Genomic DNA, 17,432 nt, shown 5'->3' with positions numbered 1-17,432 from the left:
AAGCCGGCGGAAAAGGCGGCGTGACGTGTGCGCGCTCAGGCGCCCGCGGACTCGATTGCGTCCTCGAGCTGTTCGCGCTGCGTGACGCCGACGAACCGCTCGACGACGCCGTCGTCGTTCTCCACGACGATGGTCGGGATCGAACGCACTTGGTACTCGTTTGCGACGTCCTCGGCTTCGTCGACGTCGATCTTCTCGAAGGACACGTCCTCGTCGTAGTCCGCCTCGAGCTCTTCGAGGATCGGATCCTGAGTCTTGCACGGCCCGCACCAGTCCGCGTAGAAGTCTTTCAGGGTGACAGTCATCGATATACTCCGAATTGGCGGGCTTCGTGGTTAAGGGTTTCTCACGGCACGTCTGTTGCCGGAGGTGCGACAACTCGAAAGGTTTAGGCGGGCGCGCTGACAGTACTGACCCATGAGCAGTGGTCAAAACTCGGGCGGCCTGATGTCCAGTGCGGGCCTCGTCCGCTACTTCGACTCCGAGGACTCCAACGCACTCCAAATCGACCCGCGGTCCGTCGTTGCGGTCGGGGCGTTCTTCGGGCTGGTAGTGTTGCTGGCACAGTTCTTCGCGTAGCGAGACGTTTTTTCGCGGGAGCCGCATATGGCAGCGTATGACACTGACTGCCGGTGTTGTCGCCGTGCAGGGCGACGTCTCCGAACACGCCGCCGCGATCCGCCGCGCTGCCGACGCTCACGGCCAGCCCGCCGACGTGCGTGAGATCCGGACCGCGGGGGTCGTCCCGGAGTGTGACGTGTTGCTGTTGCCCGGTGGGGAGTCGACGGCCATCTCTCGGCTGCTGGACCGCGAGGGCATCGACGCCGAGATCCGCAGCCACGTCGCCGCCGGCAAGCCGCTGCTGGCGACGTGCGCGGGCCTCATCGTGTCCTCGACGGACGCCAACGACGACCGCGTCGAAACGCTTGACGTGCTCGACGTGACCGTCGATCGGAACGCGTTCGGCCGCCAGGTCGACTCCTTCGAAGCCCCCCTGGACGTCGACGGGCTCGCCGACCCCTTCCCCGCGGTGTTCATCCGCGCGCCGGTCATCGACGAGGTCGGCGCGGACGCGACGGTGCTTGCGTCCTGGGACGGGCGTCCGGTTGCGATCCGGGACGGCCCCGTGGTTGCGACGTCGTTCCACCCGGAGCTGACCGCCGACGTGCGGCTGCACGAACTCGCGTTTTTCGACCGAACACCGTCCGCACAGGCCGGTGACGCATGAACGCCGACATCGACGCGGTGCGAGTGGCGGACACTCCCGACGGCACGATTGCGGTGGTCGTCCTGGCACGCGACGACGCCGACGACAGCGGCGACGTGCTCCCGATCTTCGTGGGCTTCGAGGAGGCGGCGAGCATCGCGCGCGGCCTGGACGCGGTCGACATCGGCCGCCCGCTCACCCACGACGTGACCCTCGACCTCGTCGAGGAGTTGGGCGGGCGCGTCGACCGGGTCGTGATTTCCAGCGTCGAGGCGGGCACGTATTTCGCGGATCTGCACGTCGAGACGCCGCGCGGGAGCACGGTTGTCGACGCGCGCCCCAGCGATTCGCTGGCGCTTGCGGCGCGCACGAACGCCCCGATCGCGGTCGCCGACGACGTGTTCGCACAGGGTGCGCGCTCGCCCGACGGGTTTGATGAGCTGCGGGACATCCGGGAGGTGATGGGAGATGAGTGACCCGCTCCGCGAGCTGTTCGACGTGATCGAGGATCGCAAGGAAACAATGCCCGAGAACTCGTATACGGCCAGTCTGCTGGCCGACGACGAGAAAGGCGAGAACGCCGCCCTGGAGAAAGTCGGCGAGGAAGCCACCGAGTTCCTGCTCGCCGCCAAGGACGGCGACACCGACGAACTCGCCCACGAGGGCGCGGACGTCGTCTACCACATGCTCGTCGTGCTCGCCCAACAGGACATGGACGTCGAGGCGCTGCTGGCCGAGCTCGACGACCGCCGGTAGTCGCGAGACGTGCGCCGCCGATGGTGGAGGTCCACAGCGGCGTCGGCAATCGAGAGCCCCGTCAGGCGAGCAGCCCGCCGATGGCACCGGCGACGGCGCTGTCGACGGCGAGCGCCAGGAAGACGGCGAGCGCGGCGAGCGCCGCCCCGACGCCGAGCACGCCGATGGGGACGAACAGCAGCCCGCCGGCGAGGCTGGCAGCGAGGATCAGCGACACGACGACCAGGCCGCCGAGCGCGCCCGCCAGGAGGCCATGCACCGCCCCGCTCCAGGCCCCGTCGTCGGCCATCCAGCCGGCGACGAACCCGCCGACCAGCCCCGCCGCGGCGTGGCCGATGCCCGGCAGCGCGAACGCGAACACGCCGAGCACGAACGAAACGCCGAACCCGGTGAGGACCGCACGCCAGTTGACCATGTGCCCGCCACGCGGGGGCGGCGCAAAAACCCTCGCGTGGGGATACGTGGCCTTTTACGTCTCGCCCGCGAATCCAGTTGCATGATTTTCGAGAGCCTGCCGACGACGCCCACGTCGGAGGAACTCATCGACCAGGCGTTCTCGCGAGCGGCCCGGGCCGGGCGCGCGAAGCAGGGCGTGGAAGCACAGCAGTCGATGCTCCAGACCGCGTCGAACATCCTGGGTGACAACCTCCACAACGTCGTCACCGAGTGGCCGGACTTCGACCACGTCGATCCGTTCTACGGCGAGCTGGCCGACGCCATCCTGCGCGAGGAGTTCGCCAGCGAGGACGGCATCGACGAGCTCCGCCAACACCTCTCGGAGCTGTCGTGGGCGTCCTCGAAGACCCACGACCTCGGCCGCGAGTACATCGGCCGGCTCCCCAACGACGCCGAGAAAGCCCGCAGCCTCCGCAAGCAGGGGTTCGGCCGCATGGGGTCGGTGATGGACCAGGTCGAAGACGACCTGGAAGCCGTCGGCGCGGCCCGTGACGCCCTCAAGACCCTGCCGGAGATCCAGCCGGACGTGCCGACCGTGGTGGTCGCTGGCTACCCGAACGTGGGGAAGTCCTCGTTCGTGAACGCCGTGACCAACGCCAGCATCGAGACCGCCGAGTATCCGTTCACGACGAAGTCCGTGGACATCGGGCATTTCGAGCGCGACCACATCACGTGGCAGCTCGTCGACACCCCGGGGCTGCTCGACCGGCCGGCCGACGAGCGCAACGAGATCGAAGACCAGGCCGTGTCGGCGCTCACGCACGTGGGGGACGTGATCCTGTTCTTCGTGGACGCCAGCGCCGCGTGTGGCTACCCGGTCGCCGACCAGCAGGCGCTGCGCGCGGAGGTCGGCGACCGCTTCGGCGACGCCCCGCTGGTCACCGTCTGCAGCAAGACCGACCTCTCGGCGGAGATCGAGGCGGACTGCTACATGAGCGTCGAGGGCGGCGAGGGCGTCACGGAGACGCTGACCGCGGCCGTCGACGCGGTCGGCCACGAGCCAGAACTGCCGTTCGAGGAGTAGCGGGGACGCACCGAGCGAAGCGAGCGCGAACCGCGGACTGCGCGCGCTAGAACGGTGCCGTGGGGCCAGCGTCGTCCGTGCTGGTGTCCGTGGACCCACAGCCACAGCCCGAGTCCGTTGTGATGCCGGTGACGGCGTCGAGGTCCGTGACGAGCGTGGCCTCGATCGCGCGCTCGGTGTCCGGCGAGACGCCGTCGGAACACCCACAGCCGAACGACAGCGTGACGAGGCCGGTCTCCGCGTTCACCCGCTGGACCACTCGCGTCCCGCGGCTGAGGTCGGGGAACTCGCGGTCGAGTGTGGCCGCGACTCGGCGCCGAAGCGTCGCGGCGGTCGGGTCCTGGGACTCGTCTGTTTCCGTGCGCATGCGCCGCGGTACTCGGTGCCGGTATTTACTCGTTGGGGCGGGACGGCGCGACCCGCTGGGTTTCGACGTACCGGACTTCGACGGCGAGCTCCCGTCCGGTGTCGGTCTCGATGCGCTTGGCCAGCGACTGCGCGAGCGCGGGATACTGCTGGCCAGGTGGGATGCCGAGCGTGACGATGACTGTGTGTGGCTGGCGCGAAACGAGGCCGCGGTCGTACTGGAACTGGACGTCGACGACCGAGGTGTGAGCGGCCTGCGCGGTCACGTCGTCGATGGCGCGGTCGACGGCCTGTTCGGTGTCGGCTGCCTCGACGGAGGCGAGCGTAACGCCGCCGAGGAACGCCGAGAGAACGGCGATGGCGACGGCGAGTGTGACGCCGCGCTTGACGAGCGCGGCGTGGGCGTCGCCGACCGCGAAGAACCGCTGGGGGCGGTACCCGGAGTACCAGAGCCCGACGAGCGCGGCGAGGTTGATCGAGAGGACGTTCACGGCGACCAGCACGGCGGACCCGACCGCGAGTGTGGGGACCCCCCACGCGATCCCGATGCCGACGGTGGCCGCCGGCGGGATGAGCGCCACCGCGATGGCGACCCCGACCAGCGCCGAGGAGACGCCGGACATGAGACTGTAGACGCCGGCAACCCCGGAGCCGAGCGCGACCACGAGCGACAGGAAGTCGGGGCGGAGTCGCTCCCGGACCTCGGACAGCGACAACACGTCGAGGCCGGGGGGCACGAGGTGTGTGGTTTTCACGAGGAACGCGAACGCGGCCGCGCCCACGACCGCGAGCGCGACGCCGACCACCTGCAGTCGGATGCCGCGCGCGAACAGGTCGTCGTCGTCGACGACGGTGCCGACGCTGGCGGACATCGCCGGGCCAAGCAGCGGCGCGATCACCATCGACCCAACCACGGTGGCCGGCGAGTCCAACAGCAGTCCCGCGGTCGCGATGATGGTGCTGACGAGCGTGAGCACGGCGTACGTCACGCGGTTGGGCGCGAGGTCAGCGGCGCGCGCGACCAGCTCCTCGCGGGCGATGTGGTCGTCGGCGGCGTCGGAGTCGGCGCTGTAGCGCGCGTCCAGTTCGTCGAAGCGCCGGGAGACGACCGTTTCAGCGTCCACGACGACGGTGTAGGCGTCCTGTGACAGCCCCACGTCCTGGAGGGCGTCGAGGACGTCGCTGACCGCGGCGGTGGGCAGCGGGAAATGCACGACGGCGGTGTATTCGGTGCTTGCCGTTTCGGGGGTGACGACGTAGTCGACGCCCTCGTCGTCGAGGGCGGCCAGCACCGCGTCGCGTTTTCCGGTTGGCACCGTGACTTGGACGAGTCGCACGCCATCGAGTTGCCAGCCGGCGGAGAAAAGCCTTCGCTGATGGCGCTACGCCGTCGCGTTGTACGTCACCTGGACGGAGGCCGTGACGGTGACCGGGCCGGAGTCGATGGTGGTGGCGGTGGTGCTCTGGGGGACCATCCCGCCGGCCTCGGCGCGAGGATGGGCGGTCGTGTCCGCGGAGTCGATGGCGTGGACGCCGGCGACGCCGAGCCCGCCGGCGGACGCGAGGGTGTCGGCGCGCTGTCTGGCGTTGGCCATCGCGGTGTTCAGCGCGTCGTTGTGGAGGCGGTCCCGTTTGGCGTCGGAGAGCGTGAACGACGTGCCGTCGATGGTGTCCGCGCCGTTGGTGACGGCGACGTCGATGAGTTCGCCCGCCGCGGACGTGTCGTTGGTCGTGATTTCGAGGTCGTGGACGCCGCGGTAGCCGCTGTATTCGACGCCGTTCGGGGTGCGGTCGCGTTGCTGTCGGATGTCGAAGTTCGTGGTGCGGACGGTGTTGGCGGGGACGCCGTCGTCGGCGAGGGCGTCGCGGACGGACTGCACGTCGGCCGCCAACGACTCCCGGACTGCGGTGGAGTCGTTCCCGCTGGCGGTCACGGCGACGTCGATGACCGCCTGGTTGGCGGTTGCGTCGACGGTGCCGGCGGCCGACACCGTGATGGCTTTCGAGTCGGTGGTGTGGGTGTCGGCCGACGCCGGCCCCATGCCGAGGGCGGTCGCGCCCGCGATCCCGGCGACAACGAGGACGGCGGCGACGGCACACACACTGAGCGTGGATCGAGCGTTCATTGCAGGTCGTGCTTGGCGGAGCTGGGGCTTGAGTTCCACCAAGACTCAAACACCGCTTTGACTGTTGGCGTGGGACGCATTACTTAACCGGGCTGGCGGGCTACCAACGGTATGTTCAAGGATCGGCCCGACCGCAGCGACGAAGTCGTGCTCGTCGGACGGTCGAACGTCGGGAAGTCGACACTGATGCGGGCGGTCACCGGCCACCAGGTGCCGACCGGCCAGAAGCCCGGCGTCACCCGCCAGCCGAACCATTTCGACTGGGCAAGCGAGGACTTCATGCTCACCGACCTGCCCGGGTTCGGGTACATGCAGGGCGTCGAGGACGGCCACGAGGAAGCGATCAAAACCGAGGTCGTCCGGTACGTCGAGTCGCACGCCGACAACATCATGGTGGGCGTGCTCGTGCTGGACGGGAAGGCCGCCGTCGACATCATCGACCGGCACAGCGGCGGGGACGAGATCCCCCACGTGGTCGAGCTGTACTACCTGCTCGAGGAGTTGGGCGTCCAGCCGGTGGTCGCGGTGAACAAGATGGATAAGGTCGACGACCGCGACGAGCGGCTCAACGACATCGCCGACCGCCTGGGGTTGTACCCGCCCTGGGAGCAGTGGCAGGACGTGATCGCGCCGATCACGGCCAAGAAAGACCGCATCGCCGCGCTGGAGGACGCCGTGAACAGCCACTTCGACGCCGCGAAGCGCGACGACCTCAAGCAGTTCTTCAGTTAGCCGGCGCTGCCGAGTCGTACAGTGGGCGACTCGGGAGAACGGCCTCGTCACAAGGGGCTCGGAGGGGGTAACTCCTCGTCACCGTCGCCCACGCTCGCCGGTTTGGGGGGCCGCGGACAAGACCCTTTCACTCCTGGCCGGGGTGGCGCGTGTATCGCTGGGGCTTTTGGGCGGTGTGTGCAACGCCAAGCCATGCATGCGTTCGCGGTGGATGGACTGCCGGAGATCGACGCCGGCGACGATCTCGCGGCGTTGGTGGCCGAGCGCGCCGACCTGACCGACGGGGACGTGGTGTGCGTGGCGAGCACGGTCGTGTCGAAAGCCGAAGGCCGCACGGCCGCGCTCGCGGAGTTCACGCCGGGACCGCGGGCCGAGGAGATCGCCGCGCGGCTGGCCGACGTGACCGGCGAGCAGAAGGACCCGCGGTTCGCGCAGGCCGTCATCGAGGAGGCGACCGAGGTCATCATGGACGCGCCGTTCCTGCTCACGGAAACGACGTGTGGACACGTCGGCGTGAACGCCGGCATCGACCGCTCGAACACCGGGGGTGCGGAGTTGCTGTTGTTGCCCAAACGGCCGGCGGAGAGCGCCGCGCGGATTCAGGCGGGGCTCGCGGCCGACGTGGGCGTGGTGGTGACTGATACGTCGGGGCGGCCGTTCAGGCACGGACAGCGCGGCGTGGCGCTGGGCTGGGCGGGGCTGCCTGCGGCCCGGGATTGGCGCGGAGAAACCGACCGCGACGGCCACGAGCTGGCGGTGACGGTGGAAGCAGTCGTGGACGAGCTGGCGGCGACCGCGAACCTCGTGTCCGGCGAGGGCGACGACGGAACGCCGGTGGTCGTCGTGCGGGAGTTCGAGTTCGGCGACCACGACGGCAGCGAGCAGCTGTTCCGGGCGGTCGACGGTGACTTCGTGCGGCAGGCGCTCCGCGGCTGGACGTTCGACGGCGCGTGAGCGGCGACGTTAGCGGCGCTGCTGGATGGTCGCGGAGTCGGGAACGAGCGGCGAAATCAGCCCCCCGACGGCGAGCGCGCCGAACGCGCCCGCGGCGGCGGTCACGAACAGCGCGCCGAAGAGGATGCCGATCGCCGAGAGGGGGTCGGTGGTGGCAGCCGTCGTGAAATGTTCGACCATCGTGACGAGGTTGTCGATGATCCAGACCATACGTCGACTGGGGTGGCTGGCGTCTTGAGTCCTCCGGGACCGCGTGGCCCCCGCCCACCGATCACCGTGGGCGGTCGACGGCGGCGAATACAGCCGCGTGCCGTCTCGTCGCCGATAGTGTTTAATATACGGATTTCGTACCCGTTCGTGTAATGTCGGAAGTCTGCTCGACGTGCGGGTTGCCCGAGGAACTCTGCGTCTGTGAAGACGTCGCCAAAGAGTCCCAGCAAATCGAAATCCGCATCGACGAGCGCCGCTACGGGAAAGAAGTTACCGTTATCGAAGGATTCGACCCGAAGGATGTCGACCTCGACAGCCTGTCCTCGGACCTCAAATCGAAGTTCGCGTGCGGGGGGACCGTCGAGGACGGCGAAATCGAGTTGCAGGGCAACCACTCGGGTCGCGTGGAGGATTTCCTCCGAAACAAGGGCTTTAACGTCGCCTAACCCCACGTCGACGCTCGCTTCTTCGTTCAGGTGCCGACGCCACAGCGGCTGGACCGGGCCGCCGTCAGAACGGGGCGTCCGTCTCGGGGCCTTCGTCGGCGGCGGTGTCGGAGGACTGTTCGAGGTCGCCCGGCCAGCCGTCGATCCCACACCCCAGGCTCTCGACCTGGGTGTCCGCGCTGACGCCCTCGTAGGAGGCGATCAAGCGGGCGGCCTGCTTGCTGGATTTGCCGTGCGGGCAGACTGTCACGACGCGGTCGGCGCCCGCCAGCTGGTCGACCCGTTGGGGGAGTTCCTGGAAGGGGATGTTCTCGCTGCCCGGGATATGCCCGCGGGCGAACGCCGGCGGGGTCCGGATGTCGACGATCCGGAGCGCGTCGTCGTCCAGCACTGCCGCGAGGTCGTCCGCGGAGAGTTCACCGTCCATCCCCTCGGGGTCGGCGGTCCGCGGACGTATGGCTTCCGGTCGTGGCGACCGGGTTACGGCGCTACTGTGTACCCCGCGTCGTCGATGGCCGCGACGACGGCGTCGGTGTCGGCGGTCCCCTCGTAGCTGACGGTGTCGGTGTCGGCGTCGGCTGTCGCGTCCGTGACGCCGTCCAGGTCGGTGAGCGCGTCCGTGACGGTTTGCTCGCAGTGCGCACAGGACATGTCGGTGACGGTCAGCTCTGTCATACAGTGTGCTGTAGGCCCGGCGTGTTTTTCGCGGTTTCCCTTCAGAATCCACAGCCACGCCCCGGGCCGCGCTTTGGAGTGTGAATCGGTCGGCGAAGAGAGCGGTTACAGGTGGCCGTCGGCGTCGGCCAGCAACAGCCCCTCGATGGTGGCGTCGTTGGCGGGTGGCGTGCGTGCGACCGTCAGGGCCTCCGCGACCGGGACGCGCTCGACGGAGAGGAACTCGTTGTCGTCGAGGTCGCGGTCGGTCGCCGTCAGGTCCTCGGCGAAGACGATGCCGCGCTTGTGACGGAGCACGCCGGTGGCCGTCCAGAACTCCTCCAGGAGCGTGACGGTGTCCGCCTCGAAGCCGGTTTCCTCGCGGAGTTCCCGGCGGCCCGCCGCAACGTAGGACTCGCGGGTTGGGTGCGGTGCAACGGCGTCGGTCGGCGTGGCGTCGGCGGTGTCCTCCTCGACGATGCCCGCGACCAGCTCCATGCACTGCTTGCGGATGGTGGGACGGTACTGGTCGACGAAGAGCACGTCGTTGTCGTCGACGGCGACGACGACAACTGCCGGGGGCAGGTCAGCCCAGTAATACTGTTTCTCGGTGCCGTCGGGCTGTTCGACGCGGTCGTACCCGCCGTCGTACCAGGTCGTCTCGTACTCGGTGCGGGATTCGACGAGTGGCCAGTCGTGGCTCATACGGCGACCATCACGACCCAGTTACTAAGCCCCACGCACGTCAGGCACAGATTTTTACGTCAGTCTGAGAAGACGAATATATGCCAGCAGCGACAGTGTCGCGGGCCGACAATCGCTATCTCACAGCCATCTTCGTCGTCGGGACGGTCGAGGACTGCCGCGCGGAGACCGGGGCCGTCGCGGCCGAACTCGACGTCTCCCCCAGCACGGTCACCGAGCGGTTCCGTGACCTCGCGGCGCGCGACCTCGTCGACTACGAGCGCTACCAGGGCGCGACACTGACAGACCGCGGCGAGCGGATCGCCCGAACGCTCGCCTGGAAGCGGTGTCTCGCACACCACTTCAGCGCCGACGAGTTGGACCTCCCCGCCGACACCGCCGATGAGCTGGGCGGCGCGCTGTCGGCGGACGCCGCGGCCGCGCTCCGCGAACACATCGACCACCCGTGTGGGGCGGAATGCCGGGCGCCGGCGGTTCGGCTGCCCGAGTGTACGGTTTACTCCACGGCCTCCCGGTAGTACTCGCCGAACGCGATCCGCCGCAGCGTCGCCACCGCCGCGTCCGCCTCCGCCTCGAAGGTCGCCGCGACGATCGCGTCCGCGAACGGCACGTAATGCCAGACCGCGTTGGCCACGTCCTGGCTGCCGTGCTGGACGACCTCGGCGTCGGGATGCTCGGTGCGGGCCGCCGCGAACTCCTCGTAGGAGCCGACCGCGACCACGAGCAGCGACGCGAACACCGCCTCCCGAGCGGTTTCGACGACGCTGCTGGTGACGCGGTCGTCGTACTCGGCTTTCGAGAACTCCATCTCGCGGGCCGTCGCTTTCGTGACTGCCTGGGCGGCGGGTCCGACCGCCTCGAACCGTGCTTTCGCGTCGGCAACTGTCTCCGGTGCGAACACGCCGCGCGTCTCGGTCATACCTACGTTCCCGGCGGCCGGCACTTATTCGTTTTCGGAGTCGCCGTTGTCGTCGGCTGACGACGCGTACATCGCGGCCGTGAGTTCGCGCGCCTCCGCCAGCACGTCATCGCTGTCGGCAGCGCTGGCGTCGACCGAAGCGCGCGCTCCGGCGGGCGCGTCGTGCGTGTGCGCCTCGGACACCGGCTCGGCGTCGGTCTCGGTGGCGTGGCCGACCACAGTGTCGGCCAGCTCCGCGGGGCCGCTGTCCGCCCACCCGGGGGCGTGCTCGTCGAGCCACGCCTCGTGGTCGCCGCCCCGCGTCAGGGCGGTGAACGCCACGTGGTTCGCGAGGTGCTCGCCGTCGGCCGTCTCGACGCCGCAGACCGGACACAGGTAGCCCATACCACACCCGTCGGGCTCACCGCTAAAACCCGTCACGGTCCGCCAGGCGCACGGCCATGACCCCGGCGTCCTCCCCGTCGGCGTAATACTCCGGAAGCCGCCGGATGTACTCGAAGCCGAACTCCTCGTAGAGGTGTCGAGCCACCTCGTTGCTCTCCCGCACTTCGAGTTTGACGGTGTGTGCGCCCTGCCCCGCCAGCGCCGCCACCCCCCGCGACAACAACAGCCGCCCGATGCCGTCGCCCTGGCGCGTGGAGCGCACGGCGATGTCCTTGATGTGGCCGAGCGGCCGCCCGTGGCCCGGAATGGTGTCCCCGACGACGTAGCCCGCGACGCTGTCCAGCCCGGACTGCTCGGCCGCCACCAGGAACCCGGCCGTGTCCAGCTGCCGCTCGAAGGCCGCGTACGGCCACGGATGCGAGAACACGGACTGCTCGATGCGAACGATGGCGAGCAGGTCCGCGCGCGTCGCCTGCCGCACCCACACGTCCGGATCACCGCGTTGAACCGCCGTCACACCGCGGCATACGTCACGGTTGGGTTTATCACCTACGGCCGACACACGTGGTCGAAAAACGCGTTGTGGACCGACTACCGGCAGTCAGTCGTCGGCGGGCGCGGCGCCCGAGCCCTCGCTGTGGCGCTGCTTCGTCAGCGACAGCTTGCCACCGGCGGCGAGCGTGCGGCGCTCGCGCTCCGAGGCGTCGAGGGTCGCGGTCGCCTCCCAGTCGTCGTTCACGCGGACCGTGAACTCCTCCTGGCCGTCCGCGACGGCGGCCGCAACGTCGTCGACGACCTCGACGTCGTCGCCCTGCTCGATGCGGGCGTACGTCTCCTCGTCGATGTTCAGCGGCAGGATCCCGAAGTTGAAGAGGTTCGCCTTGTGGATGCGGGCGAAGCTCTGGGCGAGGACGGACTCCACGCCGAGGAACATCGGGCACATCGCCGCGTGCTCGCGGGAGGACCCCTGCCCGTAGTTCTCCCCGGCAACGAGCACGCCGCTGTCGGCTGCCTTCGCGCGCTCGGCGAACGTGTCGTCGATGCGCGAGAGGGTGAACTCCGAGAGCCGCTCGATGTTCGAGCGGAACTTCAGGATGTCGGAGGTCGCCGGAATGATGTGGTCGGTCGTGATGTTGTCCTGCATCTTCAGCAGGGTCTCACCACGCACGTCCGCACCCAGCGGGTCTTTGACCGGTACACTGGAGATGTTCGGGCCCTTGATGAGGTCGTCGTCGATGGACTCCTCGGGCGTGATGATGTCGGTGTCGCCCGCCCCGTAGCCGCCGGAGTACGAGGTCCCCATCTCGAAGCCGGGGGCCTCGAGGTCACCGAGGTCATCGGAGAGGTCGCGCGGATCGACGATCTCGCCGGCGATCGCCGACGCGGTCGCGACCTCCGGCGAGCAGAGGTACACGGAGTCGTCCTCGATGCCCGACCGGCCCTCGAAGTTGCGGTTGAACGTCCGGAGGCTCACCGAATCGGAGGCCGGCACGTGACCGATGCCGATACAGGCACCGCACGTCGCCTCGCTGAAGTTCACGCCGGCGGCCATCATCTCGGCCGTCCAGCCCTCGCGGGCGAGCATCTCGGAGGCCTGCTTGGAGCCCGGCGCGACGATCATCTCGGTGTGCTTGGAGACCTCGCGGCCCTCCAGCATCTTGGCGGCCGGCAGGACGTCCTCGTAGGCGCCGTTCGTGCAGGAGCCGACCATGACCTGTTCGACCTCCTGGCCCGCGACCTCGCGGACCGGGACGACGTTGTCGGGCATCGACGGCTCTGCGATGAGCGGTTCGAGATCCGAGAGGTCGACGACGATCTCGTCGGCGTACTCGGCGTCGGCGTCGGCCTGGAGGTCGACGAACTCGTCTTCGCGGTCGAACCGGGCGAGCCAGTCTTCGGTGCGGTCGTCCGTCGGGAAGATCGAGGACGTCGCACCGAGCTCGGTGCCCATGTTCGTGATGGTGGTTCGCTCCGGGACGGACAGCGACTCCACGCCAGGCCCGGTGTACTCAAGCACCTTGCCGACGCCACCCTTCACGGAGAGGCGGCGCAGGAGCTCGAGGATGACGTCTTTGGCGGTGGCCCACTCGGGGAGCTCGCCTTCGAGCCGGACGTTGACGACCTCGGGCATCTCGACGTAGTACGCGCCGCCGCCCATCGCGACGGCGATGTCGATGCCGCCCGCGCCGATGGCGAGCTGGCCGAGACCGCCGGGGGTCGGCGTGTGGCTGTCGGACCCGAGCAGGGTCTTGCCGGGCGCGGCGAAGTTCTCCTTGTGGACGTTGTGGCAGATGCCGTTGCCAGGCCGGGAGAAATACGCGCCGTAGGTGCCGGCGGCCGACCGCAGGAAGCGGTGGTCGTCGGTGTTCTTGAAGTCGAACTGGTAGGTCTGATGGTCGCAGTACTGCGCGGCGAGCTCGGTCTGGACTTCGTCCATTTCGAGTGCCTCGAACTGCAGCCAGACCATCGTCCCAGTGGTGTCTTGGGAGAGCGTCTGATCGATCTCGATGCCGATCTCCTCGCCGGGCTGGAGGTCGCCCTCGACGAGGTGGTCATCGAGAATTTTTTCGGTAAGCGTCTGTCCCATAGCGACCTAAAATGGTCCGTCTACGATTATAAATCCCGTGTGTTTCAGGCGTTAGCGTCCGTCCTAATACACACGGAGCGTCCTTAATTGGGTCATGTGCACAACCCACAAAAGAACGCAGCACCGGGGGAACGTCCCCCGGCGAGGACAGTCAGAATCGCGTCCGGTCGATTACTTGTACTCGGTGACGGTGACGGTGAGGTCACCGCGGCCGCTGTAAGCGTACGCGAGCACGTTCAGATCCACGGACGTGTCCGGGTTGTCGATGGTGATCGACTCCTGGGAGCCGGTCGTCCACGACCGGAACTCGTAGCTCGACGTGGTCGGACAGGCGTTGGTGCTCGTGTTCGCGTAGAGGTCGAAGTCCGCGTTCCCCGGGCCATCGAGTTCGATGACGACCTGGCTCGGGTTGCTGTACTCGTAGGAGAACGACCAGCAGTTGCTGTCTCCACGGCCGCGCAGCGAGCCGGAGACGCTCGACGACGTCGAGTCGCCGCCGCCACCGCCACCGCCGCCGCCACCGGAGCCGGGATCGGTGTTGACGGCGTTGGCGGCGTCGACGCGACCAGCGCCCTGCTGGCGGTCGGACAGCCCGATGTCGACGGCGGTTGCCTTCAGGTGATTGCGGAGTTCGGCGTTCGAGAGCTCCCACTGTGCGAGCGTGAGCCCCGCGACGCCGGCGACAACGGGTGTGGCCATCGACGTGCCGGAGATCGATTCGTAGTCGTCTGCCGTCCACGTGGACAACACGTTCGTCCCGGGGGCGGCCAGGTCGATCTTCGGCCCGTAGTTGGAGTACGACGCCAGCGACTCGTCGGGGTCGAGCGCGCTCACGGCGAGCACACCGCCGTACGCGGCGGGGTACGAGACCGAGCCGCTCCCGTCGTTGCCGGCCGCGGCGACGACGAGTGCGCCCTGGTTGGCCGCGTACGTGACGGCGTTTTGCATCGTGTTCGTGTATCCGCCGCCGCCGAGCGAGAGGTTGATGACGTCAGCGCCCTCGTTGGCCGCCCACGTGATTGCGTCGGCGATGTCCGCCGTGGATCCGGAGCCACGCTCGGAGAGAGCACGGCCGGCGATCACGCTCGAGTTCCCGATCCCGGTGACGCCGTTGCCGTTGTTGACTTCGGCAGCGGCGATGCCGGCGACGTGCGTGCCGTGGATCTCCTCGTTCAGCGAGTCCGGATACGGGTCGCCGTCGTCGTCGACGAAGTCGCGGCCACCGTTGGACACCGAGCGGTCGATGTTGCCGTCGAGGTCCGGGTGGTCGTATTTTACACCCTGGTCGACGACGCCGATCGTGACGCCTGCATCGCCGGTCGTGGTGTCCCACGCCTCGGGGGCATTGACCTGCTGGTCGGCGTACTGATCGCCGAAGCGTGGGTCGTTGGGCACGAGTTGTGCCTGCAGTTCGACGTTCTGCTCGACGTACTTGATTGTGTCACGCGATTCGAGTCGGTCGACGAACTGCTTGCGCACTGACTCGGGGGCGTCGGCTGGCAGGCCCACAACGGCGGTGTTGAGCCGTTCCTGCACGCTGCCGACTTGCTCTTGGCCCTGCAGATACTGCTCGACGTGCTGCTGTGGGTCGTCTTCGACGTTGGACACGCCGACGATGTACTCGCTGCGGTCGGAGTTCCAGGGGTCGTCGGACTCCCCGGCGCTGACGCCGACCAGTGCGACTGACCCGGCGGCCGCACCGGTCGCGGTCAGGAAACTACGCCTCGTGACGTTGGTATTGTCTGCCATCCCACTCGCCAGGACAGTGTACACTTACTTAATATTTTTCGCTAGAAACTGTGATTTATATAGTTATAAATTGAAATGAACAGGCGAAGAGTGGAATCGAAACCGATTCCAGGCGGCCCCACCGAACGGCAGGCATGTACGAACGGGGGGCGTTCGTCGCTGACCACGTCGAGCCGGTTGCCGACGACCAGATCCAGCCGAACGGGGTCGACCTCACAGTCGATGCCGTCCTCGAACAGACCGAGCCCGGGCGCATCGACACCGACGGCAAAACCATCGGCGACCGCAGCCCGGTCACGCCGACCGCCGACGAGGACAGCACCGACACCACGGTCACGATCCAACCCGGGACGTACATCCTCCAGTACGCGGAGACCATCACCATCCCCGAGAACCACGTTGGGTTCGTCTATCCACGGTCGTCGCTGATGCGGAACTCCTGTATGCTGCATTCGGCCGTGTGGGACGCCGGATACACCGGCCGCGGCGAAGGCCTGTTCGAGGTGCACCACGAGATCACGATCGCGCGTGGCGCACGCGTCGCCCAGCTCGTGTTGGCGACCGGAGACCACGAAAACACCTACGACGGGAGCTACCAGCACGAGCGCACGGACACCCGTCCTGGCGAGTAGTCACACGCGCTCGTCGAACAGCGGGAGGAGCGTCTTGACCGTGTCCGCGGGCAGATCGTGCGCCGCGATGGAGGCGACGAGCCGGCCGTCGACGGCTCGCGCCCGGGCCACGAGCGCGTGGAGGAATCGGAACACCGCTTCAGGGTCGGTCACAGCCACGCTGCGTTCGAGTCCGTCGAGATACACCGTGGGGTCGTGTGTTTCCCACGCACCCAGGTACGCGTGGACGATGACGCCAACCGTGGCCATGTCGCAGCCGTTCGGCGGCGTGGCCGGAAGCTGAATCGGGGCGGCGTCCGTGTGCGCTGCGGGCGAGGAGCGCGCGGTCGCGGTGCGCACGTCCCCACTGCCGGCGGTCACTGCGGCGACGCGGTCCTTGTTCGCGCCCCACCGGCGAATCCAGGTCTCGGCGTCGAAGGCGTAGGTCACACCGACGGCCGTCGAAGCCGTGCGTGGGTCCGCGTCGACTGCAGTGACATCCGGTTCGGTCACGATCACAGCGTCTGCCTCCCGTGGTCGGCATTCCCCTCCCATGCCAGTCATTACCGCAAGCGTGTCAACGGTGGAATGTAAAGCTTGTCAAACGGTATGCATTAGCGTGACGCTGGGCGTGCGATGTCGCGCGCGAACGAACATTCAAGCCGATCGGGTTGCAGAACAACAACGATGGCACGACCCGCGGCAACAGGGGTGAGCGACTGATGGCCTCCGTCTCCTCGGCCCACCTCGTGTTGTTCATCGCCGCGATCCTGTTCTCGGCCGCGCTCGCCGGTGCGCTCACGGACAGTGCCACCATCATCGGCGACAGCGTCAACGACGCCGCCGACACCGACGCCGCACACGCCAACACCGCGTTCAGCGTCGTCAGCGATCCGGGTGCGCCGAACAGCGTCTACAACGACACCACGGATACGCTCACGATCCTCGTGAAGAACACGGGGGACAGCACGCCCCTGAGCGACCCCAGAGACATCACTGTGCTCGTCGACGGGGAGTATCAAACACCCGCGAGTACGGCGGTCGTGAGCGCGAACGCTGACACCTGGCGGCCGGGCACGCTGCTGCGCGTGGAGGTGACTGTTGATCTGGCACCGAACACGGAGACCCGGGTCGTCGTCGACACCAACGGCCACCGCGATCACTTCACGTTCACCACGTCGTAGCCCCTGGGCCACTCGGCTGTGGACTGCGGGCGGCGTGTGCGGCCCAGTGCCGAACAATGGCGGCGCTGGTGGGCGATGGGATGGGAGAAGGATGGACTCGCTGGGATTTGAACCCAGGGCCTCTTCCTTGCGAAGGAAGCGATCTACCGCTGATCTACGAGCCCGCATACTGGTTGAGCCGGTGGCTGTACTTCAGACTTCTGCTTCAGCGTGCGTGTTCGATGGTGAGTCACAGCACAAGCGGCGGAGACCCGTTGGTCGAAACGCGACTGGGGGCTGTGGCTGTAGTGGATCAGTTGGCCAGATATAATTGCACGCAAAATAAAAGTAAGTTTTGAGTAGTCTGATATAGAAAATTTCAA

At 67.8% G+C, this 17,432-nt stretch carries 26 protein-coding genes and 1 tRNA gene; 11 read left to right on the top strand and 16 right to left on the bottom strand.

The features are described from left to right. Positions 1–35: 35 nt before the first annotated feature. Positions 36–305 (bottom strand): thioredoxin, encoded by a 270-nt coding sequence (gene trxA / locus JT689_RS11950; protein ID WP_010903943.1) that lies wholly within the window; start codon positions 303–305, stop codon positions 36–38. A 112-nt stretch (positions 306–417) separates the two neighbouring features. Between trxA and JT689_RS11945 the strand changes: the two genes are divergently transcribed. Genes JT689_RS11945 through hisE form a run of 4 tightly spaced genes read left to right on the top strand, consistent with a single transcriptional unit; the run spans position 418 to position 1,963 of the window. Then, a complete protein-coding gene (locus JT689_RS11945; protein ID WP_010903942.1) occupies positions 418–579 on the top strand; it encodes a preprotein translocase subunit Sec61beta in 162 nt (53 codons plus the stop codon). Positions 580–616: 37 nt separating this feature from the next. Further along, entirely contained in the window at positions 617–1,228 is a 612-nt protein-coding gene (gene pdxT, locus JT689_RS11940) for a pyridoxal 5'-phosphate synthase glutaminase subunit PdxT (protein ID WP_010903941.1), read from the top strand. Beyond that, complete coding sequence (locus JT689_RS11935; RefSeq protein ID WP_010903940.1) at positions 1,225–1,683, top strand: bifunctional nuclease family protein; 459 nt, start codon at positions 1,225–1,227, stop codon at positions 1,681–1,683. The genes pdxT and JT689_RS11935 overlap by 4 nt, the downstream gene beginning before the upstream one ends. Beyond that, positions 1,676–1,963, top strand: coding sequence for a phosphoribosyl-ATP diphosphatase (gene hisE / locus JT689_RS11930; RefSeq protein WP_010903939.1), 288 nt, complete (start codon positions 1,676–1,678; stop codon positions 1,961–1,963). The genes JT689_RS11935 and hisE overlap by 8 nt, the downstream gene beginning before the upstream one ends. 61 nt (positions 1,964–2,024) lie before the next feature. Here hisE and JT689_RS11925 read toward each other — a convergent pair whose 3' ends face one another. After that, on the bottom strand, positions 2,025–2,378 hold the full coding sequence (locus tag JT689_RS11925) for a DUF5518 domain-containing protein (protein WP_010903938.1): 354 nt from the start codon (positions 2,376–2,378) through the stop codon (positions 2,025–2,027). 81 nt (positions 2,379–2,459) lie between these two features. Between JT689_RS11925 and JT689_RS11920 the strand changes: the two genes are divergently transcribed. Beyond that, complete coding sequence (locus JT689_RS11920; protein ID WP_010903937.1) at positions 2,460–3,443, top strand: GTPase; 984 nt, start codon at positions 2,460–2,462, stop codon at positions 3,441–3,443. Between the two features lie 46 nt (positions 3,444–3,489). Here the strand turns inward: JT689_RS11920 and JT689_RS11915 are convergent, their stop codons facing one another. The 3 genes from JT689_RS11915 to JT689_RS11905 are packed head-to-tail and all read right to left on the bottom strand — an operon-like array spanning position 3,490 to position 5,935. Further along, the gene (locus JT689_RS11915; protein ID WP_010903936.1) at positions 3,490–3,810 is read right to left on the bottom strand and encodes a hypothetical protein; all 321 of its coding nucleotides are present in this window, start codon (positions 3,808–3,810) and stop codon (positions 3,490–3,492) included. Positions 3,811–3,835: 25 nt separating this feature from the next. Continuing rightward, positions 3,836–5,146 carry a TIGR00341 family protein gene (locus JT689_RS11910; RefSeq protein WP_012289527.1) on the bottom strand — a complete coding sequence of 437 codons (1,311 nt, stop codon included), beginning with the start codon at positions 5,144–5,146 and terminating at the stop codon, positions 3,836–3,838. Between the two features lie 45 nt (positions 5,147–5,191). Then, positions 5,192–5,935, bottom strand: a complete 744-nt coding sequence (locus JT689_RS11905; RefSeq protein ID WP_010903934.1) for an SIMPL domain-containing protein — start codon at positions 5,933–5,935, stop codon at positions 5,192–5,194. Between the two features lie 111 nt (positions 5,936–6,046). Between JT689_RS11905 and engB the strand changes: the two genes are divergently transcribed. Both engB and JT689_RS11895 read left to right on the top strand, forming a co-directional pair. Next, positions 6,047–6,667 (top strand): GTP-binding protein EngB, encoded by a 621-nt coding sequence (gene engB / locus JT689_RS11900; RefSeq protein WP_010903933.1) that lies wholly within the window; start codon positions 6,047–6,049, stop codon positions 6,665–6,667. A gap of 192 nt (positions 6,668–6,859) precedes the next feature. Beyond that, positions 6,860–7,621, top strand: a complete 762-nt coding sequence (locus tag JT689_RS11895) for a coenzyme F420-0:L-glutamate ligase (protein WP_010903932.1) — start codon at positions 6,860–6,862, stop codon at positions 7,619–7,621. A 9-nt stretch (positions 7,622–7,630) separates the two neighbouring features. On the opposite strand, the gene JT689_RS11890 is transcribed toward JT689_RS11895, so the two are convergent. Further along, positions 7,631–7,831, bottom strand: a complete 201-nt coding sequence (locus JT689_RS11890) for a hypothetical protein (RefSeq protein ID WP_010903931.1) — start codon at positions 7,829–7,831, stop codon at positions 7,631–7,633. 152 nt (positions 7,832–7,983) lie between these two features. Between JT689_RS11890 and yciH the strand changes: the two genes are divergently transcribed. After that, positions 7,984–8,277, top strand: a complete 294-nt coding sequence (yciH, locus tag JT689_RS11885) for a stress response translation initiation inhibitor YciH (protein ID WP_010903930.1) — start codon at positions 7,984–7,986, stop codon at positions 8,275–8,277. 64 nt (positions 8,278–8,341) lie between these two features. Here the strand turns inward: yciH and JT689_RS11880 are convergent, their stop codons facing one another. From JT689_RS11880 to JT689_RS11870, 3 genes are all read right to left on the bottom strand, one after another. Next, positions 8,342–8,704, bottom strand: a complete 363-nt coding sequence (locus JT689_RS11880; protein ID WP_010903929.1) for a rhodanese-like domain-containing protein — start codon at positions 8,702–8,704, stop codon at positions 8,342–8,344. A 53-nt stretch (positions 8,705–8,757) separates the two neighbouring features. Further along, positions 8,758–8,952 carry a heavy-metal-associated domain-containing protein gene (locus JT689_RS11875; RefSeq protein ID WP_010903928.1) on the bottom strand — a complete coding sequence of 65 codons (195 nt, stop codon included), beginning with the start codon at positions 8,950–8,952 and terminating at the stop codon, positions 8,758–8,760. 105 nt (positions 8,953–9,057) lie between these two features. Beyond that, positions 9,058–9,636, bottom strand: a complete 579-nt coding sequence (locus tag JT689_RS11870; RefSeq protein WP_136360977.1) for an NUDIX hydrolase — start codon at positions 9,634–9,636, stop codon at positions 9,058–9,060. Positions 9,637–9,716: 80 nt separating this feature from the next. Between JT689_RS11870 and JT689_RS11865 the strand changes: the two genes are divergently transcribed. Then, on the top strand, positions 9,717–10,154 hold the full coding sequence (locus JT689_RS11865) for a metal-dependent transcriptional regulator (protein WP_205251296.1): 438 nt from the start codon (positions 9,717–9,719) through the stop codon (positions 10,152–10,154). Here the strand turns inward: JT689_RS11865 and JT689_RS11860 are convergent. The 5 genes from JT689_RS11860 to JT689_RS11840 all read right to left on the bottom strand — a co-directional run bounded on the left by JT689_RS11860 (position 10,133) and on the right by JT689_RS11840 (position 15,275). Then, positions 10,133–10,555 carry a DUF5809 family protein gene (locus tag JT689_RS11860; protein ID WP_010903925.1) on the bottom strand — a complete coding sequence of 141 codons (423 nt, stop codon included), beginning with the start codon at positions 10,553–10,555 and terminating at the stop codon, positions 10,133–10,135. The two genes, JT689_RS11865 and JT689_RS11860, sit on opposite strands and share 22 nt — an antisense overlap. Positions 10,556–10,579: 24 nt before the next feature. Then, complete coding sequence (locus JT689_RS11855) at positions 10,580–10,939, bottom strand: DUF5810 domain-containing protein (RefSeq protein ID WP_205251295.1); 360 nt, start codon at positions 10,937–10,939, stop codon at positions 10,580–10,582. 22 nt (positions 10,940–10,961) lie between these two features. Then, positions 10,962–11,456 carry a ribosomal protein S18-alanine N-acetyltransferase gene (gene rimI / locus JT689_RS11850; protein ID WP_012289526.1) on the bottom strand — a complete coding sequence of 165 codons (495 nt, stop codon included), beginning with the start codon at positions 11,454–11,456 and terminating at the stop codon, positions 10,962–10,964. An 84-nt stretch (positions 11,457–11,540) separates the two neighbouring features. Then, on the bottom strand, positions 11,541–13,526 hold the full coding sequence (locus JT689_RS11845) for an aconitate hydratase (protein WP_010903922.1): 1,986 nt from the start codon (positions 13,524–13,526) through the stop codon (positions 11,541–11,543). Positions 13,527–13,697: 171 nt separating this feature from the next. Beyond that, positions 13,698–15,275 (bottom strand): S8 family peptidase, encoded by a 1,578-nt coding sequence (locus tag JT689_RS11840; RefSeq protein ID WP_010903921.1) that lies wholly within the window; start codon positions 15,273–15,275, stop codon positions 13,698–13,700. A gap of 134 nt (positions 15,276–15,409) precedes the next feature. On the opposite strand from JT689_RS11840, the gene JT689_RS11835 reads away from it, so the two are divergent. After that, on the top strand, positions 15,410–15,907 hold the full coding sequence (locus tag JT689_RS11835; RefSeq protein ID WP_010903920.1) for a deoxyuridine 5'-triphosphate nucleotidohydrolase: 498 nt from the start codon (positions 15,410–15,412) through the stop codon (positions 15,905–15,907). Here JT689_RS11835 and JT689_RS11830 read toward each other — a convergent pair whose 3' ends face one another. Next, complete coding sequence (locus JT689_RS11830; protein ID WP_010903919.1) at positions 15,908–16,450, bottom strand: hypothetical protein; 543 nt, start codon at positions 16,448–16,450, stop codon at positions 15,908–15,910. Between the two features lie 158 nt (positions 16,451–16,608). Here JT689_RS11830 and JT689_RS11825 point away from each other — a divergent pair, with 158 nt between their 5' ends. Beyond that, complete coding sequence (locus JT689_RS11825) at positions 16,609–17,070, top strand: flagellin (RefSeq protein ID WP_205251294.1); 462 nt, start codon at positions 16,609–16,611, stop codon at positions 17,068–17,070. Positions 17,071–17,162: 92 nt separating this feature from the next. Here the strand turns inward: JT689_RS11825 and JT689_RS11820 are convergent. Further along, positions 17,163–17,234 (bottom strand) — tRNA-Ala (locus tag JT689_RS11820). Positions 17,235–17,432: the final 198 nt, after the last annotated feature.

It is taken from the genome of Halobacterium sp. GSL-19, from assembly GCF_016917855.1.
GTDB lineage: Archaea > Halobacteriota > Halobacteria > Halobacteriales > Halobacteriaceae > Halobacterium > Halobacterium salinarum.
The sequence above is the reverse complement of the archived record's forward strand: the minus strand, read 5'-3'. Positions and strand labels throughout refer to the sequence as shown.